Annotated in this window: 25 protein-coding genes and 1 tRNA gene; 16 read left to right on the top strand and 10 right to left on the bottom strand. The window is 64.2% G+C overall.

The features are described from left to right. Nucleotides 1–8: 8 nt before the first annotated feature. Genes WAO18_RS18645 through WAO18_RS18630 form a run of 4 tightly spaced genes read right to left on the bottom strand, consistent with a single transcriptional unit; the run spans nt 9 to nt 3,582 of the window. A complete protein-coding gene (locus tag WAO18_RS18645) occupies nt 9–437 on the bottom strand; it encodes a carboxymuconolactone decarboxylase family protein (RefSeq protein WP_422207711.1) in 429 nt (142 codons plus the stop codon). After that, a complete protein-coding gene (locus WAO18_RS18640) occupies nt 437–1,294 on the bottom strand; it encodes an NAD(P)-dependent oxidoreductase (protein WP_422207710.1) in 858 nt (285 codons plus the stop codon). The genes WAO18_RS18645 and WAO18_RS18640 overlap by 1 nt, the downstream gene beginning before the upstream one ends. Nucleotides 1,295–1,343: 49 nt before the next feature. Continuing rightward, nucleotides 1,344–2,093, bottom strand: coding sequence for an SDR family oxidoreductase (locus tag WAO18_RS18635; RefSeq protein WP_422207709.1), 750 nt, complete (start codon nt 2,091–2,093; stop codon nt 1,344–1,346). Between the two features lie 22 nt (nt 2,094–2,115). Then, nucleotides 2,116–3,582 (bottom strand): aldehyde dehydrogenase, encoded by a 1,467-nt coding sequence (locus WAO18_RS18630; protein ID WP_422207729.1) that lies wholly within the window; start codon nt 3,580–3,582, stop codon nt 2,116–2,118. Nucleotides 3,583–3,770: 188 nt separating this feature from the next. Between WAO18_RS18630 and WAO18_RS18625 the strand changes: the two genes are divergently transcribed. The 10 genes from WAO18_RS18625 to WAO18_RS18580 all read left to right on the top strand — a co-directional run bounded on the left by WAO18_RS18625 (nt 3,771) and on the right by WAO18_RS18580 (nt 11,558). Next, nucleotides 3,771–4,382 carry a TetR/AcrR family transcriptional regulator gene (locus WAO18_RS18625; RefSeq protein ID WP_422207708.1) on the top strand — a complete coding sequence of 204 codons (612 nt, stop codon included), beginning with the start codon at nt 3,771–3,773 and terminating at the stop codon, nt 4,380–4,382. Continuing rightward, the gene (locus WAO18_RS18620; RefSeq protein WP_422207707.1) at nt 4,379–5,599 is read left to right on the top strand and encodes a cytochrome P450; all 1,221 of its coding nucleotides are present in this window, start codon (nt 4,379–4,381) and stop codon (nt 5,597–5,599) included. The genes WAO18_RS18625 and WAO18_RS18620 overlap by 4 nt, the downstream gene beginning before the upstream one ends. Further along, nucleotides 5,600–6,427: an SDR family oxidoreductase gene (locus tag WAO18_RS18615; RefSeq protein ID WP_422207706.1), complete on the top strand. Its 828-nt coding sequence runs from the start codon at nt 5,600–5,602 to the stop codon at nt 6,425–6,427. Continuing rightward, entirely contained in the window at nt 6,424–7,776 is a 1,353-nt protein-coding gene (locus WAO18_RS18610) for a cytochrome P450 (RefSeq protein WP_422207705.1), read from the top strand. Before WAO18_RS18615 ends, WAO18_RS18610 begins: the two co-directional genes overlap by 4 nt. Before the next feature lie 12 nt (nt 7,777–7,788). Then, entirely contained in the window at nt 7,789–8,007 is a 219-nt protein-coding gene (locus WAO18_RS18605; protein ID WP_422207704.1) for a ferredoxin, read from the top strand. A 6-nt stretch (nt 8,008–8,013) separates the two neighbouring features. Beyond that, nucleotides 8,014–8,565, top strand: coding sequence for a nuclear transport factor 2 family protein (locus WAO18_RS18600; RefSeq protein WP_422207703.1), 552 nt, complete (start codon nt 8,014–8,016; stop codon nt 8,563–8,565). Between the two features lie 118 nt (nt 8,566–8,683). Beyond that, the gene (locus tag WAO18_RS18595) at nt 8,684–9,811 is read left to right on the top strand and encodes an NDMA-dependent alcohol dehydrogenase (protein WP_422207702.1); all 1,128 of its coding nucleotides are present in this window, start codon (nt 8,684–8,686) and stop codon (nt 9,809–9,811) included. Nucleotides 9,812–9,816: 5 nt separating this feature from the next. After that, nucleotides 9,817–10,242 carry a nuclear transport factor 2 family protein gene (locus tag WAO18_RS18590; protein WP_422207701.1) on the top strand — a complete coding sequence of 142 codons (426 nt, stop codon included), beginning with the start codon at nt 9,817–9,819 and terminating at the stop codon, nt 10,240–10,242. Next, a complete protein-coding gene (locus tag WAO18_RS18585; protein WP_422207700.1) occupies nt 10,239–11,117 on the top strand; it encodes an SDR family NAD(P)-dependent oxidoreductase in 879 nt (292 codons plus the stop codon). The genes WAO18_RS18590 and WAO18_RS18585 overlap by 4 nt, the downstream gene beginning before the upstream one ends. An 18-nt stretch (nt 11,118–11,135) precedes the next feature. Next, nucleotides 11,136–11,558: an HIT family protein gene (locus tag WAO18_RS18580; RefSeq protein WP_422207699.1), complete on the top strand. Its 423-nt coding sequence runs from the start codon at nt 11,136–11,138 to the stop codon at nt 11,556–11,558. Here the strand turns inward: WAO18_RS18580 and WAO18_RS18575 are convergent. Then, nucleotides 11,544–12,983, bottom strand: a complete 1,440-nt coding sequence (locus WAO18_RS18575) for a HAMP domain-containing sensor histidine kinase (protein WP_422207698.1) — start codon at nt 12,981–12,983, stop codon at nt 11,544–11,546. The two genes, WAO18_RS18580 and WAO18_RS18575, sit on opposite strands and share 15 nt — an antisense overlap. A gap of 6 nt (nt 12,984–12,989) precedes the next feature. Further along, entirely contained in the window at nt 12,990–13,706 is a 717-nt protein-coding gene (locus tag WAO18_RS18570) for a response regulator transcription factor (protein ID WP_422207697.1), read from the bottom strand. A gap of 128 nt (nt 13,707–13,834) precedes the next feature. On the opposite strand from WAO18_RS18570, the gene WAO18_RS18565 reads away from it, so the two are divergent. The 6 genes from WAO18_RS18565 to WAO18_RS18540 all read left to right on the top strand — a co-directional run bounded on the left by WAO18_RS18565 (nt 13,835) and on the right by WAO18_RS18540 (nt 18,787). Next, entirely contained in the window at nt 13,835–14,578 is a 744-nt protein-coding gene (locus WAO18_RS18565; protein ID WP_422207696.1) for a hypothetical protein, read from the top strand. A 29-nt stretch (nt 14,579–14,607) separates the two neighbouring features. Beyond that, a tRNA-Thr gene (locus WAO18_RS18560) sits at nt 14,608–14,679 on the top strand. 20 nt (nt 14,680–14,699) lie between these two features. Beyond that, entirely contained in the window at nt 14,700–15,098 is a 399-nt protein-coding gene (locus WAO18_RS18555) for a hypothetical protein (protein ID WP_422207695.1), read from the top strand. Between the two features lie 54 nt (nt 15,099–15,152). Then, nucleotides 15,153–16,250, top strand: coding sequence for a phosphotransferase (locus tag WAO18_RS18550; protein ID WP_422207728.1), 1,098 nt, complete (start codon nt 15,153–15,155; stop codon nt 16,248–16,250). A gap of 10 nt (nt 16,251–16,260) precedes the next feature. Further along, complete coding sequence (locus WAO18_RS18545) at nt 16,261–17,007, top strand: MBL fold metallo-hydrolase (protein WP_422207694.1); 747 nt, start codon at nt 16,261–16,263, stop codon at nt 17,005–17,007. Nucleotides 17,008–17,230: 223 nt separating this feature from the next. Next, the gene (locus tag WAO18_RS18540; RefSeq protein ID WP_422207727.1) at nt 17,231–18,787 is read left to right on the top strand and encodes an LCP family protein; all 1,557 of its coding nucleotides are present in this window, start codon (nt 17,231–17,233) and stop codon (nt 18,785–18,787) included. A gap of 1 nt (nt 18,788) precedes the next feature. On the opposite strand, the gene WAO18_RS18535 is transcribed toward WAO18_RS18540, so the two are convergent. Genes WAO18_RS18535 through WAO18_RS18520 form a run of 4 tightly spaced genes read right to left on the bottom strand, consistent with a single transcriptional unit; the run spans nt 18,789 to nt 22,862 of the window. Next, the gene (locus WAO18_RS18535) at nt 18,789–19,649 is read right to left on the bottom strand and encodes an alpha/beta fold hydrolase (protein WP_422207693.1); all 861 of its coding nucleotides are present in this window, start codon (nt 19,647–19,649) and stop codon (nt 18,789–18,791) included. Beyond that, nucleotides 19,646–20,437, bottom strand: coding sequence for an SDR family NAD(P)-dependent oxidoreductase (locus WAO18_RS18530; protein ID WP_422207692.1), 792 nt, complete (start codon nt 20,435–20,437; stop codon nt 19,646–19,648). Before WAO18_RS18530 ends, WAO18_RS18535 begins: the two co-directional genes overlap by 4 nt. A 17-nt stretch (nt 20,438–20,454) precedes the next feature. Further along, nucleotides 20,455–21,231 carry an SDR family oxidoreductase gene (locus tag WAO18_RS18525; RefSeq protein WP_422207691.1) on the bottom strand — a complete coding sequence of 259 codons (777 nt, stop codon included), beginning with the start codon at nt 21,229–21,231 and terminating at the stop codon, nt 20,455–20,457. A gap of 23 nt (nt 21,232–21,254) precedes the next feature. Continuing rightward, nucleotides 21,255–22,862 carry a flavin-containing monooxygenase gene (locus WAO18_RS18520; protein ID WP_422207690.1) on the bottom strand — a complete coding sequence of 536 codons (1,608 nt, stop codon included), beginning with the start codon at nt 22,860–22,862 and terminating at the stop codon, nt 21,255–21,257. Nucleotides 22,863–22,892 lie beyond the last annotated feature (30 nt).

The raw sequence follows: 22,892 nt of genomic DNA, 5'->3' as shown, positions 1-22,892 counted from the left end.
ATTGACGGCTATTCGCCCGAGTGCATTTTCAAGGCGCTTTCGACGTTGGCCTTCTTGTCCTCGCCGGATCCCTTTGCCGCGGCCTTCTTCCGCTTCGCCACGACGCTGTCGACCGCGCCGTTGAGCGCTGAGCCCAGCGGGAAGCCGAGATAGTGGGTGAGGAAGACTGCCATCTCCTTGAGTTCGGTCTCAGTGAGTTCGTCGTTGAGCAACGCCGCATTGATCTGGATCTCAGCGAGGTCGCGGTTTCCGATTGCGGTCACCGCCGTCAGCGTCATGATGCGCTTGTCGCGCATCGACAACCCCGGTCGCGTCCAGACGGTGCCGAACAGATGGTCGACCGTCAGGTCGAAGTAGGCGTCGCCCTCGATGTTCGGCATCTCCCAGCCGTAGACCTCGTTCATCTTCGCGAGGCCCTTGCTACGCAATTCGTCCATCACGCCTCTTTCTCTGTGTGCGGCACTCCGAGGCCGGCCGCCAGTCGCTGGTAGGCCAGCTTGGCGAGCGGCAGATCGACCGACACCGTCTCGCCCAACGCCAGCGCCAGACTCAGATCCTTCTCGCCCAGCCCGCGGGTGTGCAAGAAAGGCTGGTACAGGAAGTTGTCCGGCTCAAGGTCTTTCATGTCTTCACGGACCATGATCGCGCCCGGGCCGCTGGTGAGAGCGTCGGTGTGGCGCACCACCCTGCCGAGCGCCTGCAGATCCAGCCCGGCCGCCTCGGCGAGCTTCATGGCCTCACACGCTGCCGCGTAGGAGGTGAACGTCAACATGTTGCGGGCCAGCTTCATTCGCGTGCCGGCCCCCGGCTCGCCGGCGTGGATGACGACCGACGCCCAGTGTTTGAACGCCGGCTTGATCCGCTCGTAGACCTCGCGGTCGGCGCCCACCATGGTGGCGAGTTCGCCTTTCGCCGCAGCAGCCGCGCCCCCGCTGACCGGCGCGTCGACGATATGGATGCCCTGCGCTTTGAGTTCAGCGGCGAGTTCGGCGGCCGTGGTGTCGCTGATGGTGGAGTGGATCGCGATGACGGTTCCGGGCTTCGCGTGTGCCGTCAGCTCGGCAACGACCTCGCGCACCTGTGCGTCGTCGAGGACGGTGATGTGGATGATGTCTGCGGTGGCGACGTCGGCGATGCTGTCGGCCAGGTTGGCGCCCTTCTCGGCCAGCGGCGTCATCGCCTCGGTGCGGATGTCGTAAACCGTTATCCCGCCGGACCATTCGGTCATCTTCGTGGCCATCGGCGCGCCCATATTGCCCAGCCCGATGTAGCCGAGCTTCAACGTCTGAATCATTGGCGCCGCTCCTCACCATCGCTTCGCTCTGCATTGTCGTCGGCGCGCCTCATGGCCGAATGACCTGTCCGCCGTCGACATTGAAGATCTGACCGGTGATCCACGAAGCCTCGTCGGACAACAGGAACAGGCACATCCCGACCAAATCCTCCGGTGTTCCCATCCGGGACAAGGGCAGCCCCTTGACGATGTCCTGGACGATCTCCTGCGGAGTGGTGGTCCGGTTGGCCTCGGTGTCGATGGGCCCCGGCGCGATCGCGTTGATCCGGATGTTCTGGCCGCCCAGCTCGCGGGACAGCTGTTGGGTGAGGCCGTTGACGCCCACTTTGGCCAGGCCGTAGAAGTTCGAGTACAGCCACGCCGCGGTGGATGACTGGTTCACGATCGCACCGCCGCCGCGCTTGGCCATCTTCTTGTACACCGCGCGGGTGCACCACAGCGCGCCGTCGAGGTTGACGCTCATGAATCTCTTGTAGTACTCGGGGTCGACGGTCAGCAGGAAGTCGAGTTTCATTCCGCCGAATATCGCGGCGTTGTTCACCAGGTAGTCGATACCGCCGAACTCGGAAAGCGTTTGGTCGGCCATCGCTTTGGCCGACGCGGGGTCGGATACGTCGACCGGAATGCTGATCGCTGCGCCGCCGTCGGCGACGATCTGCTTGGCCACTCCCTGCGCCGCTTCGGCATTGATGTCGGCGACGACGACCGCCGCGCCCTCACGGGCCAGCGCCTCGGCATACGCCTGGCCGATGCCGCCGCCGGATCCGGTCACGATCGCGACTTTGTTCTCAAACCGCATGTTTTCCTCTCAAGGCCGTCGTTTAGACCGCTGTCGCAATGGTTTTGATTTCCAGGTATTCCTCGAAACCGGCGAGGCCCATTTCGCGCCCGTTGCCGGATTGCTTGTAGCCGCCGACCGGCGCGTCCGCGGAGTACCAGACGCCGCCGTTGACGTTGACGGTCCCCACCCGCATCCCCGCGGCGAACTTCGCGGCGCGCTCCGGGTCGGCGCTGAACACGGTGCCCGACAACCCATATGGTGAATCGTTGGCGATGCGAAGCGCATCCGCATCGCCGTCGTGGGCGATCACGGTGAGCACGGGTCCGAAGATCTCCTCGCGGGCAGGCCTGGCGTCGTTGTCCAGGCCCGCGATGACGGTGGGCTCGATGAAGAATCCGGTGTCCCGGTCGGCAGGCCGGCCGCCACCGCACGCGAACGTCCCGCCCTCGGCGATCGCCAGGTCGAGGTAGCTCTGCACCCGGTCGCGCTGCCGCGCCGAAATGACTGGCCCGCAAACGGTTCCGGGTTTGTTCGGATCTCCAGGCTTGATCGACGCCATAGTGCCCGCCGCGATTGCGACGGCCTCGTCGTAATTGGCACGCGGTACGACAAGTCGGGTGGTGATCGCGCATCCCTGGCCGGCGTGCATGGACGCGGTGAACGCCGAGACCGAGCATGCGCCATTCAGATCCGCGTCGTCGAGCACGACGAACGCCGACTTGCCGCCCAATTCCAGGAACACCTTCTTGAGTGTCACCGCGGAGTCGCTCATCACGCTGCGGCCGGTGGCCGTCGAGCCGGTGAACGAAACCATATCCACCCGTGGATCTTTGGCCAGCAGCGCGCCCACGCTGTGGTCGCTGGAGGTGATGATGTTCACGACACCGGGCGGGATATCGGTGTGCTCGATGATTAGCTCTCCGAGCACCGCCGCGCACCACGGTGTGTCCGGCGCGGGCTTGAGCACGATGGTGTTTCCGGCGGCGAGTGCAGGCCCCAACTTGGCCAGGTTGATCTGGTGCGGGAAGTTCCACGGGGTGATTGCGCCGACTACGCCGACTGCCTCACGCGCGATGGTGCGGCGAGTGGGAATGCCCATCGGGGACGCTTCACCGAGATCGGAATTCCACTGGTAGTTCTCGGCAGTGTCGGCCGCGAAGCTCAAATCGCCGACCGGCCCTTCCAATTGGGCGGCGGCGGTGAGCATACGTGGCGCGCCGACCTCGGCGATGGTGATCTCGCGGAGTTCTTCGACGTGCTCGCGCATCGCGTCACGCAGCTGCCGGATGCACCGAACCCGGAGCTCGGTGTTGCGCGACCAGTCCGTCTCGTCGAAGGCGCGTCGGGCCGCCTCGATGGCACGGCCCATGTCGTCGGCGCCGGCATCGGCCGCACCGCCCAGGACTTCTTCGGTGGCCGGATTGATCGTGGAAAAGGTGCCTTGGCTGCCACTCGTCAGCTTGCCGTCGATGAGCAGGGGGCTCACGCCATCGGCCAGCAATGCCATCTTTGCCTCCACCGTAGTCAGAATGGACACATGTCCGGAATAATCCAATTGAACATAGTCGCCACCCCGTTGAAAGTGCAAGAGCGAGCTTAGTTCAGCTGGGAGATTCCGGCACAAATCCAGGCATTTAACTGCTGTTTTCCTCGATAGGCTTGCCTCTTCCCGGACGGATGAGCTAGCTTGGACAAGTGTCCAGCGATCCAGTGGTCACGATCACTCCGGCGGCCGATCCGGCCCGGGACGTGCCACGTAACCGTCGACAGGAAGAAACCTTCCGCAAGGTCTTAGCCGCAGGTGTCGAGGTACTGCGGGAGAAGTCCTATGCCGACTTGACCGTGCGAGCCGTGGCCGCCCGCGCCAAGGTGGCTCCCGCGACCGCTTACACCTATTTCGGGTCGAAAAATCATCTGATCGCCGAGGTCTACCTGGATCTGGTGCGACAGGTGCCGTACTTCACCGACGTCAACGAGCCCATGCCGACCAGAGTGGACAAGGCATTGCGCCACATGGCTCTGGTGGTCGCCGACGAGCCCGAAGTCGCCGCGGCATGCACGACGGCACTCCTTGGCGGCGGCGGGGACCCGGCCGTGCGGTCGGTGCGCGACCGGATCGGCGCCGAGATTCACCGGCGGATCGCGTCGGCCATCGGCCCCGACGCCGAACCCCGGATCGTGTCGGTGCTCGAGATGGCATTCTTCGGCGCGCTAGTCAATGCCGCCAGCGGGGTCTACACCTACCACCAGATCGCCGACCATCTCGCCTACGCGGTGGGGCTCATCCTCAAGACGGAAGATCAATGACGATTCAGATCGACAAGCCGCTCCCACCTTTTCTGGACCCTTATGACTACGACTTCCACGAGGATCCCTACCCGTACTACCAACGGCTGCGTGACGAGGCGCCGCTGTACCACAACGAAGAGCTCGGCTTCTGGGCCTTGTCCCGGCATCAGGACGTGCACCAGGGCTTCCGCAACAGCACCACCTTGTCGAACAAATACGGCGTTTCGCTGGACCCCGCGTCTCGGGGACCGCACGCCGCCAAGACCATGTCATTTCTGGCCATGGACGATCCAGCGCACCTGCGGTTGCGAACGCTGGTATCAAAGGGCTTCACGCCCAGGCGTATTCGCGAGCTCGAGGCACGCGTCACCGAGATCGCGGTCCAGCATCTCGACACCATGCTGGACAAGGCCAAGGACGGCGCAGTCGATTACGTCGACGAGTTCGCCGGCAAGTTGCCCATGGACGTCATCTCTGAGCTGATGGGTGTGCCCGAGCCGGATCGAGTTCGGGTGCGCGCCTGGGCCGACGGCGTGATGCACCGCGAAGAGGGCGTCAACGACGTGCCACCGGAGGCTATCGAGGCCTCGCTCAACCTGATCGTCTACTACCAGGAAATGGTGGCCGAGCGGCGCAAGAAGCTGACGGATGATCTGACCTCGGCGCTGCTGGAAGCCGAGATCGACGGCGACCGGCTCACCGACGAAGAAGTTCTGGGCTTCATGTTCCTGATGGTGATCGCCGGAAACGAGACCACCACCAAACTGCTTGCCAGCGCGGCATATTGGGGCCACCGGAACCCCGACCAGTTGGTGCCGGTCTACGACGACCTATCCCGGGTACCGCTCTGGGTGGAGGAAACCCTGCGCTACGACACCTCCAGCCAGATCCTCGCGCGCTCCGTGGCCGGCGAGCTGACCCTCTATGACACCACCATTCCCGATGGCGATGTCCTTCTGCTGCTGCCCGGTTCCGGGCACCGCGACGAAAGGGCGTTCGACAATCCCGACGACTTCGTCATCGGACGCGATATCGGTTCCAAATTACTGAGTTTCGGTAGCGGCGCCCACTTCTGCCTCGGCGCGCATTTGGCGCGGATGGAAGCCCGGGTTGCGCTCACCGAGTTGTTCAAGCGAATCCGCGGATACGAGGTCGACGAGGACAACGCCGTCCGCGTCCACTCGAGCAATGTCCGCGGATTCGCTCACCTACCAATGACAGTGGAGGTCCGCTGAATGCCCCGCTTTGAGCCACTGCCCGAGCGCCGGCCGGCAATCGTGGCAGGCGCCTCCTCCGGCATCGGCGAGGCCACCGCCATCGAACTCGCGGCACACGGCTTCCCGGTCGCCCTGGGAGCCCGCCGGGTGGAGAAGCTCGACGACATCGTCGGCAAGATCAACGCTGAAGGCGGCGAAGCGGTCGGCTTCCACCTCGATGTCACCGACCCAAACTCGGTCAAATCCTTTGTCGCACAATCGGTTCATGCGCTCGGCGACATCGAGGTGCTGGTGGCCGGCGCCGGCGACACCTACTTCGGCAAGCTTGCCGAAATCACCACCGACGAGTTCGACTCGCAGTTGCAGATCCACCTGGTCGGCGCCAACCGGCTGGCCACCGCGGTGCTGCCGGGCATGCTCGACCGACAACGCGGCGACCTGATCTTCGTCGGGTCCGACGTGGCCCTGCGTCAGCGACCACATATGGGCGCGTACGGCGCAGCCAAGGCCGCGCTGGTGGCGATGGTCACCAACCTACAGATGGAACTCGAAGGCACCGGCGTGCGTGCGTCGATCGTGCACCCGGGCCCGACCAAGACCGGAATGGGCTGGAGCCTGCCGGCTGAGAAGATTGGCCCCGCGCTGGAGGACTGGGCCAAATGGGGACAGGCCCGCCACGACTACTTCCTGCGCGCGGCGGATTTGGGACGAGCCATCACGTTCGTCGCCGAGACACCGCGCGGCGGCTTCATCGCGAACATGGAACTTCAACCCGAGGCCCCATTGGCCGTCACCAAGGACCGCCAGAAACTCGCACTCGGCGAAGAGGGGATGCCAGGACAATGACCACAGCCATAGTTCCGCGGGTGTCCGGTGGCGAAGAAGAACACGGCCATCTCGAGGAGTTCCGTACCGACCCCATCGGTTTGATGCAACGCATCCGCGAGGAATGCGGCGATGTCGGCTGGTTCCAGCTCGTCGACAAGCACGTCATCCTGCTGTCGGGCGCCGAGGCCAACGAATTCTTCTTCCGATCCGCCGACGAGGATCTCGACCAGGCTGAGGCGTATCCGTTCATGACCCCGATTTTCGGCAAGGGCGTGGTGTTCGACGCAAGCCCCGAGCGTCGCAAGGAGATGCTGCACAACTCCGCGCTGCGCGGCGAACAGATGAAGGGCCATGCCGCCACCATCGAGGGCGAAGTCAAAAAGATGATCGCCAACTGGGGCGACGAAGGCGAGATCGAGCTGCTCGACTTCTTCTCCGAGCTGACCATCTACACCTCGACTGCCTGCCTGATCGGTCTGAAATTCCGGGAACAACTCGACCACCGGTTCGCCGAGTACTACCACGAACTGGAGCGCGGCACGGACCCGCTCTGCTACGTCGACCCGTATCTTCCGATCGAAAGCTTCAAGCGGCGCGACGAGGCGCGGGTGAAACTCGTTGCGCTGGTTCAGGAAATCATGAACCATCGTATCGCCGACCCGCCGAAGGGCAAGGAAGACCGCGACCTGCTCGACATCCTGGTGTCGGTCAAGGACGAGCAGGGCGATCCGCGATTCTCCGCGGACGAGGTCACCGGCATGTTCATCTCGCTGATGTTCGCCGGCCACCACACCAGCTCCGGCACGTCGGCGTGGACACTGATCGAGTTGATCCGCCACACCGACGTCTACGCCCAGGTGCTTGCCGAGCTCGAGGAGCTGTATGCCGACGGCCAGGAGGTGAGTTTCCATGCACTGCGGTCGATTCCGAAGCTGGACAACGTGGTCAAGGAAGCCCTGCGCCTGCATCCACCGCTGATCATCCTGATGCGGCTCGCCAAGGGCGAATTCGAGGTTGCGGGCTTTCCGATTCACGACGGCGACTACGTGGCCGCGTCCCCGGCCATCTCCAACCGGATTCCCGAGGACTTCCCCGACGCGGACGCGTTCAAGCCCGACCGCTATAACAAGCCCGAGCAGGCCGACACGGTCAACCGGTGGACCTGGATCCCGTTCGGCGCGGGCCGGCACCGTTGCGTCGGAGCAGCATTCGCGCAGATGCAGATCAAGGCGATCTTCTCGGTCCTGTTGCGGGAATACGATTTCGAGATGGCTCAGCCCGCCGACAGCTACCACAACGACCACTCCAAGATGGTGGTGCAGCTGGCCAGCCCGGCCAAGGTCCGCTATCGCAAACGCGGCGCGTAGGGATCAAAACCCATGGGCTCAAATGGATTCAGAATCACCGTTGACCTGGACCTGTGCCAGGGCCATGCAATGTGCGAGCTGGAGGCGCCAGACTACTTCCGGGTGCCCAAACGTGGAAAGGTCGAGATCCTCGATTCCGAACCGCCTGAGGAGGCCCGCGACGAAGTCGAGCGGGCGGTCGAAATGTGCCCAACCCAAGCCCTATTGATCAAAGAAGACAAGGGAGACTGACTCAAAATGTCAAAGCCGTCACACTCACGCGAAAAACTGGAGGCATGGGTCGACCGCTGGTTGCAGGCCAACAAGGACTGCGAAAAGGCGGGCGATTGGCGACCGCTGGGCGACTTCTACGCTCCCGAGGCGACCTACGGCTGGAACATCGGACCCAAAGAAGACGTGATGTGCGTCGGGGTCGACGAGATCCGGGATGTGGCGCTCGGCATGGAGATGGAGGGCCTGGAGAACTGGGTCTACGAGTACCAGAAGGTCCTGATCGACGACAAGCAGGGCGAAATCGTCGGCTTCTGGAAGCAGATCGTCAACAAGACCGACGGCAGCCAGGACGAGATCTACGGCATCGGCGGCAGCTGGTTCCGGCTCAACGACGACGCGCTCATCGAATGGCAGCGCGACTTCTTCGACTTCGGGCACGTCGCGAAGATGTTCGCGAACCTGATCGAGTCCGGTGACCTCAGCGAGGGGATGCAGAACCGGATCGCGCGCAGCGTGGCCGGCGAGAAGCTGCCCGGCTATTACCCGCTGGGGCAGGCCCCGGTCGCCCTCTGGTGAGCACATACGGCTCCCCTGGTGACCCGGATCACCCCCTGTCCTACACTCAACCAAGCGGTTGCTTGCGTGGAGCTCGGGCCGTTCTCAACCGACGTTCAATGACGAAAGCAGGTTCACGGTGAAGACCAAAGGCGCGCTGATCTGGGAGTTCAACCAGCCGTGGTCGATCGAGGAAATCGAGATCGGCGACCCCCAGAAGGACGAAGTCAAGATCCAGATGGAAGCGGCGGGCATGTGCCACTCCGACCACCACCTGGTCACCGGCGGCATCCCGATGGGCGGTTTCCCGGTTCTTGGCGGCCACGAGGGCGCCGGCATCGTCACCGAAGTCGGCCCCGGCGTTGAGGACATCGCACCGGGCGACCACGTCGTGCTGTCGTTCATCCCGTCCTGCGGCCACTGTCCGACCTGCCAGGCCGGCATGCGCAACCTGTGCGACCTGGGCGCCGGGCTGCTCAACGGCGCGGCGGTATCCGACGGCACGTTCCGGATCCAGGCCCGCGGCAAGGACGTCTTCCCGATGACGCTGCTGGGCACGTTCTCGCCATACATGGTTGTGCACAAAAGTTCGGTCGTGAAGATCGACCCGTCGGTGCCGTTTGAGGTCGCCGCCCTGGTGGGTTGCGGCGTCACCACCGGCTACGGTTCAGCGGTCCGCACTGCCGACATCCGGCCGGGTCAGGACGTCGCGATCGTCGGCGTCGGCGGCGTCGGCATGGCAGCGCTGCAAGGTGCCGTCACCGCCGGCGCGCGCTACATCTTCGCGATCGACCCGGTCGAGTGGAAGCGCGACCAGGCCCTCAAGTTCGGTGCCACGCACGTCTACCCGGACATCTTCGCCGCAATGGGCGGAATGATGGACGTGACCTATGGCCTGATGGCCCACAAGGTGATCGTCACGGTCGGCGAGCTGCACGGTGCCGACATCGACAACTACCTGATCCTGACCCAGAAGGGCGGCACCTGCGTGCTGACCGCCATCGGCAGCCTGGTGGACAACAACGTCACCCTGAACCTGGCGATGCTGACCCTGATGCAAAAGAACTTGCAGGGCACCATCTTCGGTGGTGGTAACCCGCAGTACGACATCCCCCAACTGCTGTCGATGTACAAAGCCGGCAAGCTCAACCTCGACGACATGATCACCCGCCAGTACAAGCTGGAGCAGATCAACGACGGCTACAAGGACATGTTGGACGGCAAGAACATTCGCGGTGTCATCCGCTACACGGACGCCGACCGGTAATCGTCATGTCGGCCGAAACCACTGAAAAGTCGCCCGCCCTGGCCGCTTCCCATTCGTCATGGCGCTGTGTCCAGGCCCACGACCGTGAGGGCTGGCTGGCCCTGATGGCCGACGATGTGGTGGTCGAGGATCCGATCGGCAAGTCCGTCACCAACCCCGAGGGCACTGGTGTACGCGGCAAGGACGGCGTCGCGGAGTTCTACGACACCAACATCGCCGCCAATAATTTGCGGATCACCTGCGAGGAGACGTTTCCGTCCAGCGATCCCAACGAGGTCGCGCATATCTTGGTGCTGGACAGCAAGTTTGACAACGGAATCACCAGCAGCGTGCGAGGCGTGTTCACCTACTGCGTCAACGACGCCGGGCTGATCGCGAACATGCGTGGCTACTGGAACCTCGACATGATGACCTTCGGCAACGAGGAGTGACCTCACTGCTCGCCGGCCGCGGCGCGGTCGTGGTCGGCGGGTCACGGGGCATTGGCGCATCGGTCGCGGCGTTGTTGGCGCATCACGGTGCCGGTGTGGTGGTCAACGGCCGAGATGCCGACGTTGCCCGCTGCACCGCGGAGGGGATCATTGCCGGCGGCGGTCGTGCCGTCGCCCATCCCGGTTCGGCGTCTGATCAACAGGCGGCAGAGTCGTTGGTGGACAGGTGCATTGACGAGTTCGGCGGCATCCACGCCTTGGTCAACTGCGCCGGCATCGCGGAACCGCCGGGCTCGTCCATCCTCAACATCGGCTCAGCGCAGTTCGCCGAGTTGCTCGACGCACATCTGGGCACGGTATTCGCGACCTGCCGGGCGGTGGCACCCGCGATGGTCGCGCAGGGCCACGGCAGCATCGTCAACAGCAGTTCGTTCGCGTTTCTCGGCGACTACGGCGGCACCGGCTACCCGGCCGGCAAGGGCGCGGTCAACAGCCTCACGCTGGCTATCGCCGCCGAACTGAAAGAGCATGGCGTGCGGGCCAATGTGGTGTGCCCCGGCGCCAGGACACGGCTGTCCTCCGGGCCGGACTACGTCGAGCACATCACCAACCTGAATCGGCGCGGCCTGCTCGACGAAGTCTCCATGCAGGGTTCACTGGACGTCGCGGGACCGGACTACGCCGCGCCCACCTACGTCTATCTGGCCAGCGACCTCGCCAAGCATCTGACCGGTGAAATCTTCGCTGCTTCAGGCGGTTTCGTGGGCCGGTTCCCCAAGTCGGCACCCGGTCTGATCGGTTACCGCGACCATCATGACGCGCAGCCGTGGTCGGTGGACGAGATTTCGGCGTTGGTCAACGGTGCAGCCACCTAGGCGCCTGCACCGCAACATATGCTGGCATGCATGGCCACTATCTTCACCAGGATCATCAATGGCGAACTGCCGGGCCGGTTCGTCTACGAGGACGACGAGGTCGTCGCGTTCTTGACCATCGAGCCGATGACACAGGGGCACACGCTGGTGGTGCCGCGGGCAGAGATCGACCAATGGCAGAACATCGACCACGCGGCGTTCGACCGGGTCATGTCCGTCGCCCAGCTGGTCGGCAAGGCGGTCACTCGGGCGTTCGATGCCGACCGCGCCGGGGTGATCATCGCTGGGCTCGAGGTTCCACACCTGCACGTCCACGTCTTCCCGGCAAAGAGCCTGAGCGATTTCGGCTTCGCCAACGTCGACCGCAACCCGTCGGCGGAATCCCTGGACGAGGCCCAGGCGAAAATCAAAGCGGCACTTGCCGAATTAATACCTGGCTGATCCGGCCCGCGCGGGCACGTCGGCGATACGCGGCAGGCTGACGTAGAACCGGCAGCCCTGCCCGGGCGCGGTGGTGACGGTCACGGTCCCACCGTGGGCGTGGACCAGCGAGTCGACGATCGACAACCCCAGCCCGCTGCCGCCGCTGCTGCGCGCTCGCGACGAGTCGGTGCGATAGAACCGCTCAAAGACGCGCAGCGCATCTTCCTGACTCATGCCGGGACCTTGGTCGACAACTTCCAGGATCGCGTCTTCGCCGGTGGTGCCGACCCGCACCGTGATGTCCGCGGTTTCCGGAGTGTGCTGCAGGGCATTGGTCATCAAGTTGCCGAGTACCTGACGCAGCCGCGCCTCGTCGCCGAGGGCCTCCGGAGTGCCGGGGCCGTCAACCACCTCCATCGTGATCGTGCGCTTAGGCGCGACCGCCTGCGCGTCGTGCACCGCGTCGGTGGCCAGCACCAGCAGGTCCACCCGGCTGCGTTCGATCGGGCGTTGCGTATCCAGCCGCGCCAGCAACAGCAGATCGTCGATAAGCAGACCCATGCGGCGTGATTCGCTCTCGATGCGCGACATCACCATCTCCATGTCGCGCGCTGCGCCCTGGCGGTACAACTCCGCGAAGCCGCGCATCGTGGTCAGCGGTGTGCGCAATTCATGGCTGGCGTCGGTGATGAACCGGCGCATCCGCTCTTCAGAGGTGAGCGCCGACTTAGCAGACGACTCCGATGACGCCATGGCCTTCTGGATCTGCGCGAGCATTCCGTTGAGCGCCGCGGAAAGCCGTCCGACCTCAGTTCGCGAATCACGTTCGGGGATCCGGCGATCCAGCTGTCCCGCAGCGATCGCCGCAGCGGTCTGTTCGACCTCTGTCAACGGTCGCAGACTTCGGTTTACCACCCACGATCCGGCCACGCCGATGACCAGCAGCACGGCCACACCGATGCCCAGTTGCAGCCAGGCCAGAGAACGGACGGTGTGCTTGATCTCGGACAGGTCATAGCCGACGCTGACCAGTCGATTTTCGCCGTGCACCGAGACCACTCGCCACTGCACGCCGGAGTTGTCCACCGACCCAACGGTTATCGGCACGGGCCCGACATCGTTGTTGGCCGGAAGAACGGGTTCGGCGTGCCGGTCGTTGATGACGGTCTGGCCACGCCCGTCCGAGGTCAGGCTGCGCACATAGAAGTTGGACGGCGGCCGGTCGAGGTTGGCCCCATGCGGCACTTTGAGCACCCCCTTCGGCGCCTGCGCCCAACCCCGCGATGCTTCCTCCAATGTCTGGTCGGCCCGTTGGATCAGGTGCTGGCGCAGGATCGAGGTCACCGCGATCCCCGACGCAGTCAGCCCACACGCGACCAGCAGCAAAGTGGCAGCGATCAACGCAACGCGCAGCGGCAGCTCGATACGAAATTGTCGCGGCATATCCGGTTAGCGGGGCTCCCGCAGCACATAGCCGACTCCACGCAGAGTATGCAGCAGGCGCTTCTCGCCGGTGTCGATCTTGCGACGCAGGTAGGACACATAGGACTCGACCACGTTGACATCACCACCGAAGTCGTAGCGCCACACGTGGTCCAGGATCTTTGGCTTGCTCAACACGGTGCCCGCGTTGATCACGAAATAGCGCAGCAAGGTGAACTCGGTGGGCGACAACGAGACTGGCTCGCCGGCCTTCCACACCTCGTGGGTGTCCTCATCGATTTCGATGTCGGCGAATGTCAGTCGCGCCTTGTTGCTCTCGGCAGCGCCTCTTCCGGTGCGACGCAGGATGACTCGCAACCGGGCGACGACTTCTTCCAGGCTGAACGGCTTGGTGACGTAGTCATCCCCGCCGAGGGTCAGCCCGGCGATCTTGTCCTGCAACGAATCACGGGCGGTGAGAAACAACGCGGGCGCGTCGATGCCGTCCGCGCGGAGTCGGCGCAGCACGCCGAAGCCGTCCATGCCAGGCATCATCACGTCGAGGATCACCGCGTCCGGCTTGACTTCGCGGGCCAGATCCAGCGCCGATGCACCATTGGTTGCGGTGTGAACCTCGAAGCCCTGAAACTTGAGACTCACCGACAGCAACTCGACGATGTTGTCTTCGTCGTCGACGACGAGGACACGCGCCTCTGGTGCTGCTTCCTGCATTGCTGCTGACATGTGGACAATTCCCTCTTACTCAGCTGAAAGAACCCTGGAAGTCGGCTGTGCTGGGCCTGAGAGTTCGGTGCCAGCCCGATCCGGGCCAATGACCACGGGATTTCGGGTGGCCTGAATAGACTTGTGGGATGAATCTCGGCAAGAGCCTGGTGAGTCTCGCCACCGCGCCGGTGCGGGTCGGACTCGCCGCGGCCGACGCGGGGGTTGGCCTTGCGACGTCAGCGCTGGGCATGGCGCACCGAACCCTGGGCGAGCCGGGCACAGCCGGCGGGCCCAACGCCGTCGCGCACATGCTGGGCATCGACGATGCGATTACCCGGGCAAACCGACTCGCCCGGTTGCTGGACGATGACGCGCCACTCGGACGCGCCATAGCCGCCGACGGACCAGTCGATCGGTTGCTGCGTCCGGACGGAGTTGTCGACATGTTGACGGCGGAGGGTGGCCTGCTCGACCGGCTGACCGCCGAGGGTGGCGGCCTGGAGCGCGCGCTGAAACCCGGTGGGCTGGTGGACCAACTGACCGCTGACGACGGGCTGATCGAGCGGGTGCTCGCCGATGACGGGCTGGCGGATCGGCTGCTTTCCGAAGGCGGCTTGATCGACAAGCTGACCGCACGCAATGGTCCGCTCGAGCAGCTGGCCGGCGTTGCCGACACCCTGGCCAGGCTCGCGCCGGGAATGGAGGCGCTGGAGCCGGCCATCGCCACGCTGCAGGACGCGGTGATGTCGCTGACCCTGGTGGTCAACCCGCTGAGCAACATCGCCGAGCGGATTCCACTGCCCGGCCGCCGTCCCGGCCGGCGATCTCCGACGCGGACGGTGCGATCCCAGCGAATCATCGATCACGAGGGCTCGGGCCCCGACGAGTGAGCCGCTAGGCTAGCCCTCGGTTTAAACCGGCCTCCTTAGCTCAGTGGTAGAGCACTTGCCTTGTAAGCAAGCGGTCGTCAGTTCAATCCTGACAGGGGGCTCAAGTTCAAGAGGAGTTGTCATGAACTATCGCCGTCCTGTCTGGGTGCTCGGCATCGTGTTGGTGTTCGCAATGGTCCCGCTTCCGGCTCATGCTGACCCATCGGTGCCGCCGGGTCAGCCGGTGAAGTGTGTGAGCAACACCCAAAAAGGCAAACAGGTCTTGGTTCCCTGCGATCTGCTCAACGCCGGCGCCAACTTCCCGCCCGGGTACCGCTGCCCTCCACCGCTTGAGCAGTATCCGAAGGATGTAGCCGACTGGTGCGGCGAAGGGCCAGGCCTTGGAGCCATGCCGGGTCCCAGCAGTCCCACCAGCCCGACGAGCCCGACCAGCCCGACCAGCCAGACCAGCCCGACCAGTCCGACCAGTCCAACGAGTCCTACCAGCCCAACCAGTCCGAAGGCCGGCGGCACACGGTAGCGACTGCTTTACAGATCATTGGCTTTTTGTAACGATGCATCGGTGAGTAACCTCATGCCGGCGCTCGGCCTGGCCGCACATCTGGGCCGCGGAATCCAACGGGTCGCGACCGATGCCGTAATCGGTCGCCTGCGTTCACTGCCGCGATCAATCAACGAGCTTGACGCCCAAGCACTCTCGAAGATCATGGGCCGCCGCGTTATGTCGGTGTCGATGATCGGCGGCGACGCCGGGACCTCGTCGCGAGCCCGGCTGGCACTGACCGGTGACGATGTCCCCGCCTCGGTATTCGTCAAAATGGCCGCCGAGACCGCCGCCACTCGGCTGATGGGCGAACTGGGCCAGCTGGCGCACACCGAGGTGCGGTTCTATCGCGAGTTGGCGCCGCAGCTCACCGGCTTGCCCGCGTCGTACGGCTCGGCATTCGACTCGGTCACCGGTCGTTTCGTGCTCATCCTGGAAGACCTCGCAGTCGATCCCTGCATCTTCCCCGACACTCTGCATCCGCTCGACAAGGACCAGGCGAGCATGATCGTCGAGCTGCTCGCGCGATTGCACGCGACATTCTGGGAACGTCTGCCAGCTTGGGTGTACTCGGCGTCGGGCGACCACACCTCACTGCTGACCGGGCCGCTGCTGAACACCTCTGCGCGTCGGCTGGCCGAGCGAACCTCCATTCTTGTCGAGGACGGGCGCTTCATCATCGACAACTACCGCCGCGTCGCCAAACTGATTGACGGCCAACCGAACACGGTTACGCACGGCGACGCTCATCCGGGCAACGTCTATTTCCGTAACGGCAAAGCCGGATTGCTCGACTGGCAGGCGGTGCGCCGCGGGCACCCCGGACGGGAACTGTCCTACACGCTGATCACCGGCATGACCACCGCCGACCGCCAATCCTGCGAACGTGACCTTCTCGCCACCTATCGCCACGCCCTGGTGGCGGCCGGTGGCCCCGAACTCGATGCCGATGAGCTCTGGCTGCGCTATCGGCAGGGCGCGCTGTACGCCTATGTCGCACCGTTGATCACCGCCGGGATGGGCGGCATGCAAGACGAAAGCATTGCGCTGGAAGGTGTTCGGCGTGGCGTAGCCGCGCTGACTGATCTGGCGACCGTCGCCGCGCTGACGCAGTCCTTGGGGTCGTAGATTTCACATCATGCGGTTGACGGTTCTCGGTAGTGGTGGATGGATTCCCACTAGCTCTCGTCAGACGAGCTGCTATCTGGTCACCTTTGGGACCGAGGCATTAATCTTCGATGCCGGAACCGGTTTCGGTGCACTGCATCTCGATACGTCGCTGCTCGAGGGAGTCGAGGCAGTGACGTTGGCGCTCAGCCACTTTCACCTCGATCACGTGACGGGCCTCGGGTTCGTCAGCGCACGTGCGCTTGGCGGCCGAGAGCTCACGATCGCCGGGCCAGGCTCGATGGCTTACGGCCGTCCCACCCGTTCGATCGTCGAAGAGCAACTTCTCGCCACCCCGTTCCAGACGACGTCACCGCTGGCAGCGGCGCGCTGGGCAGAGCTGGGCTGGGACACGTTGAGCTTTGCCGGACATGAAATCCAGACGTGGGAGCAGACCCGCCACCCGCTGCCGTCAGCGGGCTTCCGCATCGGCGATCGCCTGGCCTATTGCACCGATACCGAGTTCGATCCGGAGACCATCCGGCACGTGGCGGGCGTGACGACGTTGCTGCACGAAGCATGGGAACCCGCCCACGCCGAGCGTGGCCACACCTCCGGCGAGGAGGTTGGCACCATCGCCGTCGAGGCCGGGGTGTCACGCCTGCTGATCACCCACAACAATCCCCTGCCAGGCATGGCCGAGCACACCGCGGTTGCGGCCCAGGCCCGCTTCAACGCCGCAATATCGGCCACCGACAGGGCCGTTCTGGATCTCTAGCGCACGATTTGGCCACAATCGGTACCCCCGTACGGAAACGGCTTGTCGGCATATCGCTGCTGTTCAGAGGATTTTTGACCTAGGCGTCAAATCTTTGCGGTTACCTGGCTCACAGCACGGTCCTCAGCAAGCTGCCGCATACTAGACGACAGGTATCGATCATTGCCCGCGCACCTATTTCATCCCGGGTCAGGCGCGAACCCCGAATAAAGCCGAGATTGTGGTGGGAGACCTGCAGCGTTACAGCGCTAAGCATCGCCATCGGGCGACGCCGCCGAAACCGCGGCGCCGCGGGTTGGCGCACGTCACCTGGGCGCTGGTGGCGGTAGCCGCATTGCTGGCGACCGGCTCGGGCTATTGGATGGCGCACGGGATGCTGAGCGGGATCACCGTCTCGCAGGCCCTAGGCTCGGAGGACCCGAAGTCCAACGGGAACGGGATGAACATCCTGCTGATCGGGCTGGACTCGCGGAAAGACCAGAACGGCGACGACCTGCCCTGGAGCTTGCTGAAGCACCTGCACGCCGGAGACTCCGATGACGGCGGCTACAACACCAACACGTTGATCCTGGCGCACGTCGGCCCCGACGACAAAGTGTCCGCGTTCTCCATCCCACGCGACGACTGGGTAACCTTCAGCGGCGTCCCCGGCTACAACCACATCAAGATCAAAGAGGCCTACGGGCTGACCAAGCAGTACGTCGAGCAGAAAATGATCAACAAAGGTGTGAGCGACCAGAAAGAGTTGGAGACCAAGGGCCGCGAAGCCGCCCGCGCCGCCACGTTGAAAGCGGTACGGAAGCTGACCGGTGTGCCGATCGACTACTTCGCCGAGATCAACCTGGCCGGTTTCTACGACCTGGCCAAGAGCCTCGGCGGCGTGGACGTCTGCCTTAAGCACGCTGTGTATGACGACTACTCCGGCGCCGACTTCCCGGCCGGCCCCCAGAGGCTAGATGCCGAACAGGCGCTGGCGTTCGTGCGGCAGCGCCACGGCCTGGAAAACGGCGACCTGGACCGTACCCACCGCCAGCAAGCCTTCCTCTCGTCGGTGATGCACCAACTTCAGGACGCGGGCACCTTCACCAATCTCGGCAAGTTGAAGGGTCTGATGGCGGTGGCACGCAAGGACGTGGTGCTGTCGTCGGGTTGGGACGAGGACATGTTCCGCAAGATGGGCGCGCTGGCCGGTGGCTCGATCGAATACCGGACCCTGCCCGTCGTGCGCTACGACAACATCAACGGTCAAGATGTCAACATCGTCGATCCCGCGGCTATCCAGGCCGAAGTCGCGGCCGCGTTCGGGACCTCCTCTGCGAGCACGAGCACGACCACCGAGGGCATCCCCAGTCCGACGACCGTCGTCGATGTGGTCAACGCCAGCAGCGTGGGCGGTTTGGCCACCAAGGTTGCGCGCACGCTAAAGCACGACGGCTACACCACCGGCGCGGTACGCGACCGGGTAAGTGGTGAACCCACCTCCACCACAATCGAATTCGCGCCCGGTGCCGATGCCGACGCACACGAAGTGGCGAGCCTGCTGGGCATCGACGCACCCGACAAGCCGAATCACAAACTGCAGTTCGGGCATGTCGAGGTCGTCGTCGACGACAACTTCTCGGCACCCAGTCAGGATGAGTCTTCCACTACTGAATCCGCTTCGCCATCAAGTATTTACGGCAGCTACGGGTGGAAGACCAGCATGACCACCGACACCACCGACCCGACCCCTGATCGGGGTGCACCGATCGGTGGCGGCGGCGTGCCCTGTGTCAACTGATCTACTTGCGCAGCAAGAACGCCAGCACGGCACTCTCGAAGGCCTTCTTCGCCTCGATCATCGCCCAATGGCCGCAGTTGGGGAACACGTGCAATTCGGCGTTGGGGATGGTGCGCATTGGAAGCAGCGCCATGTCCAGTGGGCTGACCCGGTCGTCGCGGCCCCAGGTGATCAGGGTCGGCGCCTGTACGCGGTGCATCACCGCCCACGGTTGCGGGCCTTTGGATGACTCCATGGCCTTCATCATCTGAGCGAATGCTTCCTTGCTGTACATCCGCCGCGCCCCGGCCAACGTCTGCGGATCGGTGGCGTGGTTCCACCGCTCCTCGATGAGTTCCTCGGTCACCGTCGCCGGGTCGTACACCATCGAAAGCAGCCATCGGACCAGTCGTTCGCGGCTGGGGTCCTCGGTGAACTCCTGCAGCAGCCGAATGCCCTCCGCCGGCGCGGGAGTCAGGATGTTGCGGCCGATGCCGCCGATGGTAACCAGCCGGCGCACCCGTTCGGGGTGAGCGATCGCGAAGTTGATCGCGACACCGCCGCCCATCGAATTACCCATGATGTCAACGGTATCCAGGCTCAGCGCTTCCACGAAGCGCACCACCGCATCCAAAGCGGTGATCATCGGGTGGCCGCCGAAATCGTCGCTGACGCCGAATCCCGGGAATTCCAGGACCAGACAGCGGAAGAACTCGGCGAACGTGCCCAGCACGCCGCGGAAGTTTCGCCACCCCGTCACGCCCGGTCCGGAACCGTGCAGGAGCAGCAACGCTGGCCCGTCAGTCAGGCCCGCTTCGTGATAGCGCAGAACACCTGCGTCAGTGGTGATTTCACGAAGGGTGTCTTCGTAGGTGAAGGTCACGCGTGAGTGCCGCCGTCGATGCGGATTTCGGTGCCGGTAATGAAGGCGCCGTCATCGGAGACCAGCATCGCGATCACCCCGGCCACTGCTGACGGGGCAGCCATGCCGGCACCGCTGGATTCCTCCGTGGTCGGCATGATCGGCATCAGCCTGGTAAACAGGCTCCAATCCGCGTCTTGCGGAATGTATCCACCTGTGGCATCGGTGATTCCGGACTTGATGCTTCCGGGGCATACGCACACCGCCCGCAGTCCCTTACTCGCATACTCCAGGGCCAGTGCGTGCGTGAAGGACTGAACGCCACCTTTGCTCGCCGCATACGCCGCCATGTAGGGATGGGCGAACGACGCCGAAGTGGAGCTGAAATTGACGATTGCGCTGCGGGGATTCTGCAACAGTGCCGGCAGCGTCTCGCGGACGACCAGGAAGGTGCCGGTCAGGTTGATCCCGATGATCTGGTTCCACAGATCCAGACCCATCTGCTCGGTGTGCACGGCGCGCAGAATTCCGGCGGCGTTCACTACCGAATCCAGGCCGCCCAGCGTGCTCACCGCCGAGCCCACACCATCGACTACCGAACGCTCCTCGCCGATGTTCATCTCGAGCGTGGTCAGGCGCTCGCCGCCGCCGGCCTCTTGGGCCATGGCGCGGGTCTTGTCCAGTCCGTCGGCGGCGACGTCTGCCCCGACGACGGTGGCACCCTCGTCCAGCAGCCGTAGCGTGGTCGCCTGCCCGATGCCGGATGCTGCGCCGGTCACCAGGATCCGATTGCCTGCTAGTCGCTTCATCTTGCTCCTGTCTGGTGTCACTGGCCCATAACGTATTTCAAGGTCGGCCCCGCGGTCCACCCTCCGTCAACGGCAATCTCCGCGCCGTTCACGTACGCGGCGTCGTCCGACAGCAAATAGCCGACGGCCCCGGCGATCTCCTCCGGCACGGCGATACGTCCCATCGGGAGGTTGGGGTAGTTGCCCTCGCCAACCTGGACGCCGATATTGGCAGTCATCGGGGTGGCGGCCATGCCCGGGTGCACCGAGTTGACCCGAATCCGTTCGGGGCCCAACTCGACGGCGGCGATCTTCGACAGTCCGCGCACTCCCCACTTCGACGCCCCGTAGCCCGCAGTGAACGCCAGGCCGAACAGCCCCGCAGCAGACGAGATGTTGACGATCGACCCGCCGCCTGCCGAGCGCATCGGCTTGATCACCGCCTGCAGACCGTTGAACACCCCAACCAGGTTGATTTCCAAGACCATCCGAAAGTGTGCTAGCGGTTCGTGCTCGAGGAACTGCCCCGTCGATACGCCGGCGTTGTTCACCAGACCATCCAGCGAGCCGAACTCGTTGAGGGTGAACTGCACTACCGACGCCCACTGCTCCGGGTCGGTGACGTCGAGATGCGTGTACCGCGCCTGCGGGCCGAGCTCGCCGACCAGCTTGTTGCCCTCGTCGTCGAGCAGATCCGCGAGCACCACACTGCCGCCGCGGGCGATGATGTGCCGCCCGAAGGCTGCGCCGAGGCCTCCGGCGCCTCCGCTGATCAGCACAGCCTTTCCGGCAAGTTGACCTGAACCACTCTGCATCGCAACCGCCTTCTGCCGCAGCCTTATCGGGCCTTGACTAAAACGAATCCCTTGTATCCGGCGTCAGCGACCTCGGCGCAGATGTCGTTGTACGCTGCGAAGCCGCCAATGAACAGCATGAAAACCCTTGGTTTGCCTGGGATGTTCGCCCCCATGTACCACGAGTTGGCTTTGGAGAACAGCGACTCGTCGGCACGCCGGGCCAACTCGGCAGCCCAACTGTCCACCGCGTCCAAAGTTGGCTCCATCGCGGCGTAACCGTGGTGGTCGAGATAGCTGAGCGCGTCGGCGATCCAGTTCACTTGCGCCTCGGCGTGCAGCACCATGTTGGCCAGCACCGCGGGTGCCCCGGGTCCGGAGATCATGAATAGGTTGGGAAATCCATTGACGCCCAACCCGAGGTAGGTGCGCGGGCCTTTCGCCCAGTCATCCCGAAGTGTCGTGCCGTCACGGCCGACGATGTCGATCTTCGCCAACGCCCCGGTCATCGCGTCGAAACCCGTTGCAAAGACGATGGAATCGAGGTCGACATGGGCTTCGGTGGTAGTAATTCCCGACACATCGATCGACGTGATCGGGGTGGCGCGCACGCTGATCAAGCTGACATTGGATCGGTTGAACGTTTGAAAGTAGTTGCTGTCGGTACAGATTCGTTTGGTTCCGATCGGATGGTCGGTAGGAATCAGCAGATCGGCGAGAGCTGGATCGTCGATGACGGCGCGGACCTTCTCCTCGTAGAACTTGCGGGCCTCGTCATTGGCCGCCAGATCGGTCAGCTGGTCTGGGAAGGTCTTGGAGTAGAGCACACCGCCGAGCTGCCAGCGCTTCTCGAACGCCGCGCGACGCTCCTCGGGGTCGAACTCGAGCGTCGGGCGGGCCGCGGTGACATGCGGCGACCCGCCACCGCTGCGCCACGACACCCGACGCCGTTCGGCGTAGTTCGCCTTGATCTCGTCAAGATCTTGGGCCGACAAGGGTTTGTTGCCGGCCGGGACACTGTAATTGGCAGTGCGCTGAAAGACGTAGAGGTGCGCGGCTTGCCCGGCGATGATCGGAATCGATTGGATGCCAGATGATCCGGTGCCGATAACCGCAACCCGCTTGCCGGCGAAGTCGACAGGATCGTGCGGCCAGTGCGCGGTGTGGTAGATCTCGCCGGCGAAATCCTGCAGCCCCGGGAAGTCCGGGGTCATCGCGGCCGACAGCGACCCGGTCGCCATTAGGCAGTACCTCGCCGTCAGCACGTCGCCATCGGCGGTGGCAAGGTTCCACTTCGCCCCGGACTCATCAAGCTCCGCGGACACCACGCGGGCATTCAAGACGATGTCACGACGGAGGTCGAGTTTGTCGGCAACCCAGTTCAGATAGCGCAAGATCTCGGCCTGGGTGGCGTATTTCTCGGTCCAGTTCCACTCTTGCTGGAGTTCCTCGGAGAACGAGTACGAGTAGTCGACGCTCTCCACGTCGCAGCGCGCGCCTGGATACCGGTTGTAGTACCACGTGCCGCCGAGGTCCGGCGCGGCCTCGAGCACCCGGACCGACAGTCCTTGGCTGCGCAGTTTGTGTAGTGCGTACAGCCCGGCGAACCCGGCGCCCACAATCAGTGCGTCCAGAGGCTCATCGCGCGTCACAAGGACCCACTGTAGGGAAGGCGGCGTGGC

Source organism: Mycobacterium sp. (genome assembly GCF_049278535.1).
In the GTDB taxonomy this organism is placed as follows: domain Bacteria; phylum Actinomycetota; class Actinomycetes; order Mycobacteriales; family Mycobacteriaceae; genus Mycobacterium.
The sequence above is the reverse complement of the archived record's forward strand: the minus strand, read 5'-3'. Positions and strand labels throughout refer to the sequence as shown.